Consider the following 13,382-nt stretch of genomic DNA (forward strand, 5'->3'; position numbering starts at 1 on the left):
CCGTCACACCGCCACACGATGACTTCCGATCAGATCACCCAGCCGCAATCCCAGCACGTGCAGACTTTTCGCGGCCTCTTCCGCCTGGCGCGTGCCGGTCACGTTTTGCGTGCTCGCCTGCTTGATGCTTTCCATCGCCACCACGACCTGATCCATACCCGCCACCTGCTGTTGGCTGGACGCCGCGATTTGCGTGGCGGCTTGAGCCGCCTCGGTAATACTGTCCGCCAGCAGGCGAATGGATTCGCCGGTATCGCCAGTCTGTTTTACGCCGGACTCCACCGCCTTGCTGCCCTGCTCGGTAGCGAGGACGGCTGCGCTGGTCGCTTTCTGGATATCGCCCAGAATGGTCCGCACCTGGGCCGTGGCCTGCTTGGACTGGTCGGCAAGGCTTTTGATTTCCTGCGCGACCACGCCGAAACCCTTGCCTTGTTCTCCCGCCTTGGTGGCCTCGATGGCGGCATTGACCGCCAGCAGGTTCGACTGCTCAGCCAGACCATTGACGGTGGCAATGATCTCGCCGATCGCCTGGCTCTGCTCGCTCAGCCGGACGATGCTGTCCGCGACGGATTCCATTTGCGCTTGAATGCGATGCATCCCTTGCACGGTGTCATCCACCGCGCTGCGGCCAACCGTGGAAACGTTTGAAGCCTTTTGCGCGCTGTCCAGGACATAGCGTGCTTTTTCGGTGGTGAGCTGGGCCGTCTGTTTGACTTCTTCCACCGTCGCCGTCGTCTCGCTGACTGCGGTGGCCGTTTGCACGACGCTGGCGGCCAGCTGGGTGGTCGTGGCAAGGATTTCCGACGCGGAGGCTGCGAGCCTGGAGATGCCGTCCCGAAGCTCATGCGTGATGGTGCGCACGATCGCAAAACCAAGCAGCGCCAAGACCACGAAGGCAATGGGTATACCATAGACGATGGTGTGGATCGCCGCATTCGACTTGATGCTGACGTCAACATCGCGCTGATCCAGCACCGCCTTTTCCTGGCGGTTCATGTCCGTTATCACAGCCCTTATGTCATCCATGACTTTCTTGCCCCGATCCGTCTGCACCACTTCCATCGCGGCCTGAAAGCCCTTGGTCTGCCGCAGCGCTATGGTTTCCTTGAGTTCGTCGAACTTGGCGTTGATCAGCGTATGGAGTTGATCGAGCTGACGTTGCTGCTCGGCATTGCTGCCGACGAGATCCTTCAGATTCTGCAACACCTTGTATACATTCACGGACGCAGAGTTGTAAGGCTCCAGATAGCGGTCCGCACCAACGATCAGGTAGCCGCGCTGCCCGGTCTCCGCGTCCTGCATGGTCGAAAGCGTTGCGGCAAGGTTATCGATCACCTGATAACCTTGCGCACGCTGTTGCACGGCCTCCTCGTAGCCGCTGGCATTTCGGTACGAAGCGACGCCGAGCACGGCAATAATCAGCAAGGCAACGGCGTAGCCGGCCCCTATTTTTGCCCCAACAGTCAGTTTCATATCGCCCCCATGCGTGATGGTTCGAATGCCCTGTTTCGCCTCAACTTTCGCGTATCTGTTCGTTCACGACGATACCTGCGTCGGACAACAGCTTCCCGCCGTCCAGAATCGCCAAGCAATCGGCTGTGAGGCCCATGAGATAGGTTTCGCGAATGCCCGTCATGGCCGGCAATGCCGGCTGAATGTCGGCAACCCGAATCTTGTCCGCCCTTGCCACGGCGTCGACCAGCACGCCAAAACTCATGTGTTCCGATTCAAGCACGATGACTTTGTTGAGGTCCGGAAGCCCTCTTTTTGGCAAATCGAAAAATATCCGGATATCGATGACCGAAATGATCTCTCCCCGCAGGTTGGCGACACCAAGAACGTGCGATGGCGTACACGGCACCGGGGTGAGATTCTCAAGCGGATGGACCTCTCGCACGTAGTGCGATTCGATGGCGTAGCGCTCGTAGGCCAGATTGAATTCCACGACCTCGATAGACGATTCAGACGCTTCTTCCGGCGTCCCTCCCATGGCAAGCGCTTGCGCCCTTGCGGCGAGAATCCTTCGACTGTCTTCGGGCGTCAGCGTCCAGCTCGACTCGATCGAGGCATGCGCGGTCGCAAGCTTCCTTTCCAAGGCAACGTAGTCGAAACGGACGCTCGAATTGCGGCCCAGTTTGGCTTTCTCGCCCTGCATCCCATCATCCTCCATCATGCGTTCGCAGCTTCGGCTCCATCAAGACTTGCCAGCACGACCGCGACAATTTCCGCGAGACGGCCTACGCTCAGTCCATCCGATTCGGGTACCACGTCCTCCCTCGGGAGGGAACGCAGAAGGTCAAGTGCGTTTCTGAAATAGCGTCTTGCGTCGCGATGACGTCCGGTCAACGTATAGAGATTCCCCAAGGCAAAATGCGCCAGCACAAACGCAGGATCCAGATATAGAGCGTGCTTTAGCGATTGCGTGGCCTGATCGTATCGACCCTGCTCCTGCAGGATGATGGCCAGCAGATAGCGAGGAAGCGGATCGACCCGGTTCGCCGCTATGGCTGTTTCACAGCACTGCGCGGCCTCGGTCAATTTTCCCTGGTTGGCGTAGCCCCTGGCCTCATCGCAGGACGCCGGCGGCATTGCTGGTTCGGATGATATCGATACAGCCGTTGCACGCTTTTCCGAATGCTTCACGGGCGAAGGCGCCGCCACCCTCGCTGGGGCTAGGCGCTCCAGGGAAAACGATTCGAATTTCGGATAGACCTTCCCTGGCGATGGCTGCGACGCCTGGCCGCCACCTTCCGCATGCTTTTGATAAAAAATGGCGCCGGGAAATTCCACCATCTTCAAGCCATGGCGGGGCTGTACCCACGTCTCGGCGGGTGCGACGATCAACCATCCGCCGTCGATCAACGAGTCCTGCAGTTTCCTGCAAACCCGCTCCGCCTGGTCCGCGGTGAAATATTGCATCACGTTCCGGCAAATGATTACGTCCATGGCGTTGGTATTGTTCGTCATGGAGGGATAGATGTCGTCGGCAAGATTAAGATACGAAAACGACACATATTTTCGTATGTGGGGTTTCACTTCGTAGCGTGACTCGGCTGCGCGCCTGAAATACCTGGTCATGGACTTGGCCATGGCGGACGTGCTGCGGAATGACCACTGCGCATAGACGCCAGCCGATGCCTTGCGCAAAAACGAAGGGTTTATATCCGTAGCCAGGATGGCTACATTCCAGGCATGGGCATCCGGAATGAGTCGATCAAGCAGCATAGCGATCGAGTAGGGTTCCTCGCCCGTGCAACAGCCGGCGCTCCAGATACGCAAGCGCCGCTCATGCTTCATTCGTGCATGAATGAGCTCCGGAAAAATGTTCAGCTCCAAGGCCTTGAAGCAGCACTCGTCGCGAAAGAAGTACGTTTCGCCCACGGTCAGATGACTGGCCAAGGTCTCGATCTGGCCACGCGTGGGCGGCGTCGACAACAGCCAATTCGCGCAACTTTCGGCATTGGGCATGCCAAAGGTCGAGGCAGCGGCGGCAATGCCACGCTCCAGATCACCCCTGCGCTCCGCCGGAAAGTTCAAACCCATGCGCGCGGCGAGCATGTCGCTAAGCTGCGACAAGGTATGCCTGGGAAGCGTGGCGCTCGTCATAAGGGATGGCTTGCTTCCAATGCGCCATCCAGTGACTGTTCTTCATCCAGCGACAAAAAAGCATTGAGGTCGTGCACCAGCACCAAGCCGTCATCAAGCTGGATCACGCCGCGTACATAGTCCAGGTTCGGCAGGATGTTTCCGCTATGGGTCAGGTCACGCGCGTCGCACTCGATCACACCCGTGACCGTGTCCACCCACAGCGCCACCACCCGCCGCTCGGTACGAGCAAAAATGATCTGGTCGGCAACGCCGATTTCTCGTTCTGGCACGCGAAACCGTCGACGCATGTTGAAGACCGGCACGACGAGTCCTTGCAGGCTCACGATGCCAAGAACACAATCGGGAGCCTTTGCCAAAGGGGTCACGTACACCGCGTGGACCACTCTTTCGACGGCTGTCAAATACAGCGCGTAGCGCTTCTCGTCCAGAAGAAATACAACATAGTTTTCCCGCTCGCGCATATCGATCGGCACCCCAGAAATCAGCCTTGAGCCAAGACACTGGTAATGACACTTTCGATCAAGTCACGGTTACGTGGATTTCCCCTTTTTTACGTCGCGCCCGATCCCGGAAGATCGTCGCGACCAGCGCATCGCAAGTCGGCGATGGCGTAGTGGACGTTATACTTGTTGTTGTCGGCAATCAATAAGATTGTCTTCGGCGCGGCCATGGCACCTGAAATGTTAAAATGACGTGCAGATCACGTCATGCAGACATGAAGGAAGGGCCGAAGCCCCAGCCTTCTTCGATGGCCGGGATAACTGGGCAGGGCGTCCTCCTCCCATCCCCTGCCCGCGCACGAATTACCCAAAAATGCGCAAATTCGGTGCATTGAAGCGACCGAGATTCGGGAAGATGCCCGCGATATCGCCTGCGCTTACACCAAACCAACTCGCCAGCGTCGCCGCGTATTGATCGACTGCCAGGGTGGGAATGATCTGGCCGTAACCGGTATCGTTGGGATTGCCCGCAGCCGTGGTCAGCAGGCTCGGCATCGCACCGTAAAAACGTTGGCCACGCACCGCACCGCCGACGACGAAGTGGTGGCCGCCCCAGCCATGATCCGTGCCGCCACTGTTGACGGCGAGCGAGCGGCCGAAGTCCGAAGCGGTGAAGGACGTCACGCTCTGGTCCAGCCCCAGCGCCACGGTCTCGTTGTAAAACGCGGACAACGCCTGCGAGAGTTGCGTGAGATTGCCCTGCTGCTGCGCCAATTGATTGTCGTGCGTATCGAAGCCACCGGCGGAAACGAAGAATATCTGCCGGCTCACACCGAGCTTGGCGCGGATTTGCAGCAGCTGCGCCACCATTTTGAGTTGATTGCCCAGCTCCGTATCCGGAAATGCCGTGGTAGGCGCCGACGCTTGACTGAGGGCATCGAGGAGTACCGTGTAATAGTCGATGGCGCTGCTGGTCGAGGCGGCGAACGCGCGCTCGAGCGCGTTGCTCGGCGCAGGGCCTCGAATCAGCGCGTTATACGCGTTCACATCGTCCGTCGTGCCGCCGGCGACCCAGGACTCCGGGCCATTGCCGAGATAGCTCATGGCTTCGACACCGCCCGGATCGACGGCATATTGGTTCACCACCGCACCACGCTGGAAGAGATTGGTGCCGGACAAGGTCATGCTCATCGAGAATTGTGGATTGGCGTTGGCCGACGCCAGCAGATCGGCCATTCTTCCGCCCCAGCCATTGGCATTGGCATCGTCCGGGCGCGAGGTCTGCCACTGCGTGGTCTGGTCGTCGTGCGAAAACAGTTGCGGTGGCGCCGGCACCAGGCCTAGTTGATACTGCTGCTGCGTGATCGGGTAGAGCAGCGAGCCGACATTGGCGACGATGGCCGCATGCCCGGCATTGAACAGACCGCGCAATTCCGGCATGGCCGGATGAAGGCCGTAGCTGCCGCCATCGCTCGGCGGCCCGCCTGGCAATCCGCCCGCAAGTGCGGCGGGGAGCAGATTATTCGCCTGGATGTCCGCCTGCGCCAGCGCAAGATTGCCGCGCGAGGCCGCATACACCGGATAGATGGCACTGTCGTAAGGCACGATGGTGTTGAAACTGTCGTTGCCCCCATACAGATATACGCATACAAGTGCCTTGTAGTCGCTGAAGGCGTAATTGTTTTGCAAGACGGCGGCCTGCGCCAGGCGAAGGCTGCCTAACCCGGAATAGAGGCTCACGCCACCCAGAGTGGCATACATGCTACGGCGCAGAAATTCACGGCGACTGATGGGCATATCGGCATCCTTATTTCTGCACGGAATATTCGGGGGAGTTGATGATCAGATAGAGCGCGTGCAGCACGCGCTGACGACCGAGATCGCCGGCCGAGTTATCAGTTAGGGCATTGAGCCGGTTCAGCAACGTGTCGTGCATGAACGGCGACATCTGGCCCGACATGAACACCAGATTGTAGGCATCGATCAATCCGGCGGGATTGCTGAGCGCGAGCGCGGCGTCGCGATCCGCATAGATCGACATCGTGTTCGGACCGCTCGAGGTGTAGCAGCTCGTGCTGGTCGTGTAGTCGCAGAAAATGCGATGGAAAATATCGTTCGGGATGGTGACGGCCGCTGTAGCCGTGTGGATCTGGAACTCCGGACCATAAAGCCCGCGCGTGCGCAGCTCACCCGGTTGCTGGAAATCCGGCTTGAAGAAATTGAAGACGGAGGGCGATCTCAGCGGCGCCTGGCCGTAGGTACTTTCCCATTCCGGATAAGGCGTATCCACGCGCCCATTGGTCGACCCGGCCGCCATCGCTCGCCATAGATGCGTGAGCTTGAGCAAGGGCTCGCGCAACTTGCCGTAAGCATCCGGATTCGGCACATAGGATGCACCCACCCGCGCCTCGGGATCGAGCAGGATCGCTTGGACCACGGCTTGGAGATTGCCGCGCACATGGGCACTGCTGCCGTCGTCGGCGAATACCTGTGCGATGTGATTGACGTAGCCCGGAGTCGGATTGCTCGTCACCAGGCGCTGAATCAGGCGCCGCGCGATGAACGGACCGACATTGGGATGATTGAAAATATTGTCCAGCGCAGCGCGCATCTCCGTCTGCGCATCACCGCCATGAATCAGTATCCCATTGGTCAACGCCACGCCGGGATAATTGAGCAGTTGCTTGTCCGAGGTGCTGTCGTGGAAGTCGGCGACGGGTTGCAGCGGGTTCCACCACGCGGGGTCGTTGATATCGCTCGGACCGCAATTCGGATAGGTGTCCACACTGCAACACGGCCGCGTGGATGCACTGCAGCCAATGTTGTTCCAGCCCCAGCCCGTGAACACCGCCGCCATGCCGCGTACCACGGTCTGGTCGTAGGTCGGAATCGGCTGGTTGTTGGCGTCCAGCTTGGGTGTGCCATCGGAGTTGAGCTGCACCAGTCCGATCGAGAACAGCTGCATCACCTCGCGTGCGTAGTTTTCATCGGGGTGGATGTTCTGCGTCGGATCAGCCTTTTGATTGCCGACCATATTGAGATACGTACCCATCGCCGGATGCTTGGTCACGTCGTCGAGCAGGTTGCGGTAGTTGCCGAACGCATCGCTGGCAAGCATGTCGTACCAAGTCGCCAGCGCATAGGGTTGGTAGGCAAGCGTGCCGTTCGCATTGGAGACGACGAAGATTTCGGACAGCGCAAAGGCGACGCGCTGCCTTAGCTGATCGGTCGGCACCCGATTGCCGCGACTTGGGTCCGGCGTACCCAATGAATTGATCCACCACGCCTCCATCCGGGTGTCGTCGTTGACCGTGTTATTTCCATCCGGCGTGTTCGGCAGACCCGCCACCCAGTCCAGATAGGGTTTTTGCGTCGATACCGGTGCGGCAAACTGCTCGGTCAGCCACGCCTGATAGCCGACTGCGCGCAAATGGCTGATGTCCGCCGAAGTGGTTCCAAACGTCGCCTGGGCGAGAAAGCGTGCCGCTTCGGCGTCGGTCATTGGGCCGGCTAGCTGGGCCAGGCTGAGCGTTGGCCATAGAACCAAGGCGAGTGCGGCAGCGCGCAAGCCCTTCAAGGTAAAAACTTTCATGCATATCCCCTTTGCATCAAGGCAACCTGTTCACCATCGCGGTGAGCACCATTGGTTGAAGCTGCAAGCATTCATGAATGGCCGATGCCGCCGCTGTGATCAACCACACGTTTGCAAAATGTCGACGATCATCCGGTAATGTCGACGATCATCTACGTCATGCTTTTCATTACCTCATGATGGGGAGCAGTCATGAGATCAGCAGCAGGAGTGGAAACAATCGCAAAGGCACAGGATCACAGCTTTTCCGACACGTTAGAGCTAGGGACATCCCTATGCCTTCGCCGTGTGGACTGCGATGGCCGGCAAAAAGCGAGGGAACACCTCGCTTGCCTTGTGATGGATTATTTGAATAGCACGCCAGCCTTCACTTGATCTTCATGGCGTGGTAATGACGACTTTCCTATAAAGTCCAATCGCCTGCCATGACGGGCTGGGGGAATAGTTGGAATGTCCGTCGCTAGAGTCCGCTAGCGAGCAGGCGTTACGCAACGGAATCTTCCTGAAAGCGGTGACTTGTAGTGGGGTACCACCCGAGGTTGCGATGTACTCACCTCCAAAGTCGAGGATATTCCTATGGCAACTCGAGTAAACCATCAGGAGATCGTCAAGAAGCTGCTTGACACGAAGGCGGTTGACTTCAACGCGATTGGCAAGACCGTAGCAGAACTCGGGCCGTCCATGGCCATGGCCGATGAGCCTTGGGAAGGGTTTTGCGGCACGATGCGATTTTTTGTGCATCTGTACGTGATTCACCAGCCAGGGACCGGGAACACCGTTGAAAACCTGGAAAGCCTGAGCCGTTCGACTGGCGAGCTCAGGGGCTAGCATACCTTCGTTGCGTTCAGGGGCACCCGAGTGGCATCCGAGAGTTTCGCGCCAAACGCGAGACTCTCTTTTGTCCGAAGCCACCCCAGTCCCTTCCTTGGAGTGCTTACCATGTCTGCAGTCAGACGCACGTGGGATACAGGGGATCTGCAAAGGCGACTGTTTCGCGTACTGGACCTGGCAGAGCAAGTGATAACGCATCTTGCCTATAACGGCTACGTCGACACCGTCGACTCCCATAACACCGTTCGACCTGAAAAGATCATCGCGGAAACCGCGTTTCTGCTTTGGGTGGCATCCCATGTGAAGGACTGCCCGGGCATCAGCGCAAGGGTCGACAATCTCGCAAGGCAACTTATCCCCTACGCGCGCAGCAAGCGCATGCTCTTGCACATCTGCCTTGAACCTACTCATGCAATGGAATGTGCGCAGGCCCACATCCTTCTGGGGCAATTGGGATTCATCGATACCGAATTCGATGCCGCGGTGGCGGCCAGCCTCGAATCGCAGGCCGCCCAGGGGCGTGAGCGGCCACCCCATCGAGTGCTAGAGCAATTATGGTTCGACGACCTTCGTTCTTCGTCGACGCCAGGCGCCGGGCATAGCGGAAATCTCGTTGCAAAGCAGACTCTTCTTTACCTGCCTCTGGACTTGCTTCATGGCGGCAGGGAAGACATCTACGCCTTTACGCATGCACTGATGTACACGAGCAGATTTCAAAAATCGCCACTGAAGTGGCCCAAACCTCCAGGAGAAATTCGCGCCACCGCGGCATGCTTGCTGGCGCGGTGCCTGGACGATGAGGACTATGATCTGTGTGGCGAACTTTTGCTCTCATGGCCCCTCACCCGCGGCCGATGGAATGCAGCGGCCACTTTTGTCTTTCATGTACTGGCCCACGTGGAAGACGTGGCTGGCTTTCTCCCTACGCCGGCAACCCGCCTGAACAAGCTTGATACACTGACTGGATTGGCTCGCCGCAGGTACATGTTGGCGACTGCCTATCACACCATTTATGTCATGGGCGTTCTGTGCGCCTCCATCCTGGGGCTCGACCACCACCCGCCCCTGCGCATTCCCGTTCACAGCGCCAATTCCGGTGCCTCGAAGTGCATTCTTGAACAAATAGAAAGCGGCGACTCCCGTCCCCATTGGGTTGAAATTTTCATTGGGCTTCGCGATGCGGAGCGCGACGCCATCGCCGGGCTGCTGTTTGATTTGGCCGTAGTCAGAAGCACGCGGCTGAATGATTTCGACAGGCTGCTGCAGATCTTGAAGACTGGACATCGGTTCGGTCTAACGGCGTCACCTGCCGCGAGCCAGTGTGCCGAACTGCTGAACCGGATGACGGAATTTGCACGCATCACAAACAGACTATTGCCCGCAGTCATTGCGAGCTGATTTTCGAGTCTTGGCGGCCGCACGCCAGCGCAACGCTGACGGCGGCCCTGCTTGCAAACGCCTGTTTCTTACTGCACGTTCAAATTCACGTCATCCAGCACGAATGACGTCTGCTTTTGCGAATCCTCAGTGCCAATGAACTGCAACGTGATCGACTGTCCGATATAGGCACTCAAGTCGACAGTGTGCTGTTGGTAGTCCGTTGCAGCGTTGAGGTTGGAGAACTGCGCCACGGTGCCGAGCACGGTGCCGGAAGCATCGAGCACCTGCACCTTGAGCGTATCGTAAGCATTGGTCGTGCTGGTTTCGGCGGTATCGATATGCAGCCAGAACGACAAGGTCGCGCTCGTCTTGCCAGAAGGAATGCTGACCGCCTGCGAAACAGTGTCGGTGTGTGTGGTGCCGTACCCATCCAGCCACGCAAAACCCGTTCCTGAATGCGCCGTTTCACCAGTGCAACTACTGTTGGTGCACAGCACGCTGCTGCTCATCGACCAGGGCGAACCGGTGCTGTTGTCTTCGAAACCCGGATTGCCCAGCAACTGGGTGCCGCCGCCGGTGCCGCCGGAGGACACTGTCACCGCACTGCTCTTGCTGCCGGTCTTGCCGCCGTTATCCGTTACGGTCAACGTCACGTTGTAGGTGCCCGCGGTGGCGTAGGTATGGCTGGGGCTGGTGACGCTGGAGGTGCTGCCGTCCCCGAAATCCCAGGCACTGGATACCACCGTGCCGTCGCTGTCGGTGGAGCTGTTGGTGAACGAGGCGGTCAATCCGTTGGTCGAATCGCTGAAGTTCGCCACCGGGGGAACATCGCCGCCGCCGCTGCCGGGATTGAAGTTGATGTCGAGCACGGCATGCAGTTCGATCGCATTCGGTGCGACGCCGGTCTGGCCGTGATTGAAATCAAAGAAGCCTACCCCGCGAACCTCGACCGGAATATTCGCCGTCTGGAAGCTGGTCGTGGCGGTATATTTGCCGTCGAACTCGCTGCGTGCATTCTGGATGCCCGCGGCAAAGGGGCTGCCGGCGCCAACGCAGGCCGGATCGGGGATCTCCGCGATCATGGTGTTGCCCTGGGCATCCTTGAGCACCAGGTGATAATCGGAGTCGCTCTCGAGTTTGTATTCAACCAGGGTTGCGTCGACCACAAACAACGTTGTCTCGGTCGGTTGCACTCGACTATTGGCCGGCGGCGAGCTGGGGGCGGTCAATGAATCCAGGTAGCTGATGGTTTGCGAAACCGGATTGTTGAGATTGACCAGGCCTGCATCGGGATCGGTACCCGTCTTGACCGACCAGCGCTCCACCCCGCAACTGCCGCTGCTGGCGTTGGGCGTGGCGATCATTTGTTCGTGCTCAGCTTCGGATTCCACCGCTTGGTTGGAGGCCGACGCCACTGCGGCAATACCTCCCAACGCGCAGGTGATAAGGCACCACAACACGACCTTGCTCTTCATGAGAACACCTCGATGCATGTAGGCGGGATTCAATACGGCACGTATTCGGCACCCTCGCCCGATGACGGGGAGGGTTGGGGTGAAGTCATGCGAGCTTGCCCCATCGTGATGCGGAGCTTGCTTATCCCCAATAAGCCATAGTTACACAAAACGGAATTCGCGGGCGCAACCCTACCTTACATTTGCTCACTGACGTTGAGCTGTCGCACGCTGTCAACGTTTCGACATCTTTGTCGAAATTTCGTGACGACACGAAGACACTTAAGGATGATCTGATCTAATCCACGCGCCTTGCATGACGTCCAGAGCGGCGTAGGCTGGGATGATAATCCCAGCACCGGGATACCACGTGGAAAGCTGGGATTGTCATCCCAGCCTACGCGCTATCGCAGACTATGCGGAGGGTGCCGATGATGCAGAGGGCGTCGGCGATGCCGATGGTGTCGATGGCGTCGGCGATGCTGATGGCGTCGATGCCGTCTTCGCGCTGCGCCCGCTCGCGGCAACCTTGCCGGTAGCGGAAGCAACGTTCGCTATGGCATCCGTCGACTGGGCCGATGTTTGCCTGAGCCGCGTGCACAACGGCCCGAACCGGCAGCAGCATTCCTTATAAGCGTTCTTTTCGTCATGAAGGCCCAGCACGGCATAGTGGTGCAGGCCGCTTGCGCTGAGGGGCTTTGGGCTACCGTCGTCCTGCGTGGGCCAGTCCAGGCTTCCGCCATCGGCAACGCGCGCCGCGATCACCCAGTAATCGCCGGTGGCGTACAAGCCTCCGGGCTGGAAAGTCACCAGCACGCCGCTCTCCAGCTCGACGGCCCCATCAGCGCCCTCCATGACCGGAATAGCGCCGGTCTGAGATGCCCCCTTCTGCTGGTCCCAGCGACGCACATAGGGACGTTTGCCAAGAGTCACTCCATACGGCTGTTGGGTTTTGGATGTCTGCAACGTGACAATGCGGGCGGGAATTTCGATGGCGGCCACCTGCAGCAAGGGCGAAGCCTGCTGCCGCAGCGTGTAGGCATCATCGACCAGTTCCACCCAGTCACCCACGGCTAATCCAAGCCGATCATCGCGTCCCAGGCTGGCAAGCGTTACCGTCATCTTGGTTTGGCTGCCTTCTACCGTGGGAGTCGAGGCACTGGTGATGGGAAAGATCACCGAGCCATTTTCGCGCGACCATTTGAAACTGGCGCCGCCGCTGCCTGGGAGGCCCTTGTCATGGATCTCGACCCGATAGAGCTGGTTTTCGCAACCGCTGTAGCGGGCATCGGCCGCAATCGAGCAAGGATCGCCGTCCGCACTGCCGGACTTGAGCTCCGCCGTGAGTTGTGGGCAGGCATTGTTGTTGCGTGCGTTGAGCACATCGCGAATGAGTGCGCATGTATCGGTTTCGTTGCTGTCTGCGCTGCCGGAAATCTGGTTCTTCAGCGTGGCGATCTGCTGGATTTGCCCGTTGATGGCGGTGGTGTCGCCGGTCGTCGCTTTCAGGCGTATCTGCAAGGCGCCCTCCACGTCCTTCAGTAGTGCCACTGCCGCGGTCTGGCTCAGCAGCCGCAGTTGCCAAACGGTCTGCATGCGCGAGGCGGTATCCACGCCGTCCAATGCGATATCGGCGATCCGCGGCGCTTCCACATAGGACAGATGTCGCTCCCATACGTCCATCCACAGTGCATATTGCGGCGGCGGATTGGCGAGTCCACTGCTGCCGTCGGCACCGTCATCAGGGGTGGGCAGATTGGGCTGTGTCGCCAAGGTGCAGTCCTGATCCAGTTCGCACAGGATGCCGTCAACATAGAAATGCCCCTGGCTCAACTTCCAATCACCTAGCTGCTTCGAATTGCCTTTGGCGTCGGTGGCAGTGATCGCGAAACCGGTGCCCGATGCCCAGCACGGCCCCACCAGGTCGGTGATGAAGCTGCGCAGCAGGTATTGTTGGATACGGCCCTGCTCGTTCCAGTCGGCCTCCAGCAACACCCTTCCCTGCTGCTGGAAAACCTGGCTGTAGTGGTTGGCCGGGTCGAATGTGACACGTGCGAAGTCGCCTTTCATAGCGGG

The 13,382-nt window shown here is 59.0% G+C and carries 10 protein-coding genes; 2 read left to right on the forward strand and 8 right to left on the reverse strand.

The features are described 5' to 3' along the window. Positions 1 to 3: 3 nt before the first annotated feature. From EKH80_RS03675 to EKH80_RS03700, 6 genes are all read right to left on the reverse strand, one after another. Positions 4 to 1,473 carry a CHASE3 domain-containing protein gene (locus EKH80_RS03675; protein WP_126683370.1) on the reverse strand — a complete coding sequence of 490 codons (1,470 nt, stop codon included), beginning with the start codon at positions 1,471 to 1,473 and terminating at the stop codon, positions 4 to 6. A gap of 40 nt (positions 1,474 to 1,513) precedes the next feature. Next, positions 1,514 to 2,173, reverse strand: coding sequence for a chemotaxis protein CheW (locus tag EKH80_RS03680; protein WP_230473398.1), 660 nt, complete (start codon positions 2,171 to 2,173; stop codon positions 1,514 to 1,516). Next, a complete protein-coding gene (locus tag EKH80_RS03685) occupies positions 2,170 to 3,606 on the reverse strand; it encodes a CheR family methyltransferase (protein ID WP_126683371.1) in 1,437 nt (478 codons plus the stop codon). Before EKH80_RS03685 ends, EKH80_RS03680 begins: the two co-directional genes overlap by 4 nt. After that, positions 3,603 to 4,082, reverse strand: a complete 480-nt coding sequence (locus EKH80_RS03690; protein WP_230473399.1) for a chemotaxis protein CheW — start codon at positions 4,080 to 4,082, stop codon at positions 3,603 to 3,605. Before EKH80_RS03690 ends, EKH80_RS03685 begins: the two co-directional genes overlap by 4 nt. Positions 4,083 to 4,412: 330 nt before the next feature. Beyond that, positions 4,413 to 5,846: a DUF1501 domain-containing protein gene (locus EKH80_RS03695; RefSeq protein ID WP_126683372.1), complete on the reverse strand. Its 1,434-nt coding sequence runs from the start codon at positions 5,844 to 5,846 to the stop codon at positions 4,413 to 4,415. 10 nt (positions 5,847 to 5,856) lie between these two features. Beyond that, positions 5,857 to 7,641, reverse strand: coding sequence for a DUF1800 domain-containing protein (locus EKH80_RS03700; protein ID WP_126683373.1), 1,785 nt, complete (start codon positions 7,639 to 7,641; stop codon positions 5,857 to 5,859). Positions 7,642 to 8,217: 576 nt separating this feature from the next. On the opposite strand from EKH80_RS03700, the gene EKH80_RS03705 reads away from it, so the two are divergent. After that, positions 8,218 to 8,469 (forward strand): hypothetical protein, encoded by a 252-nt coding sequence (locus tag EKH80_RS03705; protein WP_126683374.1) that lies wholly within the window; start codon positions 8,218 to 8,220, stop codon positions 8,467 to 8,469. A 111-nt stretch (positions 8,470 to 8,580) separates the two neighbouring features. Then, a complete protein-coding gene (locus EKH80_RS03710; protein WP_126683375.1) occupies positions 8,581 to 9,870 on the forward strand; it encodes a DUF6895 family protein in 1,290 nt (429 codons plus the stop codon). A 68-nt stretch (positions 9,871 to 9,938) separates the two neighbouring features. Here EKH80_RS03710 and EKH80_RS03715 read toward each other — a convergent pair whose 3' ends face one another. Continuing rightward, the gene (locus EKH80_RS03715; protein ID WP_230473400.1) at positions 9,939 to 11,327 is read right to left on the reverse strand and encodes a PKD domain-containing protein; all 1,389 of its coding nucleotides are present in this window, start codon (positions 11,325 to 11,327) and stop codon (positions 9,939 to 9,941) included. A 393-nt stretch (positions 11,328 to 11,720) separates the two neighbouring features. Beyond that, positions 11,721 to 13,376 (reverse strand): DUF6519 domain-containing protein, encoded by a 1,656-nt coding sequence (locus tag EKH80_RS03720; protein ID WP_126683377.1) that lies wholly within the window; start codon positions 13,374 to 13,376, stop codon positions 11,721 to 11,723. Between the last annotated feature and the right edge of the window lie 6 nt (positions 13,377 to 13,382).

The sequence above is a fragment of the Dyella choica genome (assembly GCF_003977665.1).
In the GTDB taxonomy this organism is placed as follows: domain Bacteria; phylum Pseudomonadota; class Gammaproteobacteria; order Xanthomonadales; family Rhodanobacteraceae; genus Dyella_B; species Dyella_B choica.

Coding starts and splice junctions, on each gene's coding strand:
- EKH80_RS03715 (WP_230473400.1), bottom strand. CDS start 11,327: ATGAAGAGCAAGGTCGTGTTGTGGTGCCTTATCACCTGCGCGTTGGGA.
- EKH80_RS03710 (WP_126683375.1), top strand. CDS start 8,581: ATGTCTGCAGTCAGACGCACGTGGGATACAGGGGATCTGCAAAGGCGA.
- EKH80_RS03675 (WP_126683370.1), bottom strand. CDS start 1,473: ATGAAACTGACTGTTGGGGCAAAAATAGGGGCCGGCTACGCCGTTGCC.
- EKH80_RS03695 (WP_126683372.1), bottom strand. CDS start 5,846: ATGCCCATCAGTCGCCGTGAATTTCTGCGCCGTAGCATGTATGCCACT.
- EKH80_RS03705 (WP_126683374.1), top strand. CDS start 8,218: ATGGCAACTCGAGTAAACCATCAGGAGATCGTCAAGAAGCTGCTTGAC.
- EKH80_RS03700 (WP_126683373.1), bottom strand. CDS start 7,641: ATGAAAGTTTTTACCTTGAAGGGCTTGCGCGCTGCCGCACTCGCCTTG.
- EKH80_RS03685 (WP_126683371.1), bottom strand. CDS start 3,606: ATGACGAGCGCCACGCTTCCCAGGCATACCTTGTCGCAGCTTAGCGAC.
- EKH80_RS03680 (WP_230473398.1), bottom strand. CDS start 2,173: ATGATGGAGGATGATGGGATGCAGGGCGAGAAAGCCAAACTGGGCCGC.
- EKH80_RS03720 (WP_126683377.1), bottom strand. CDS start 13,376: ATGAAAGGCGACTTCGCACGTGTCACATTCGACCCGGCCAACCACTAC.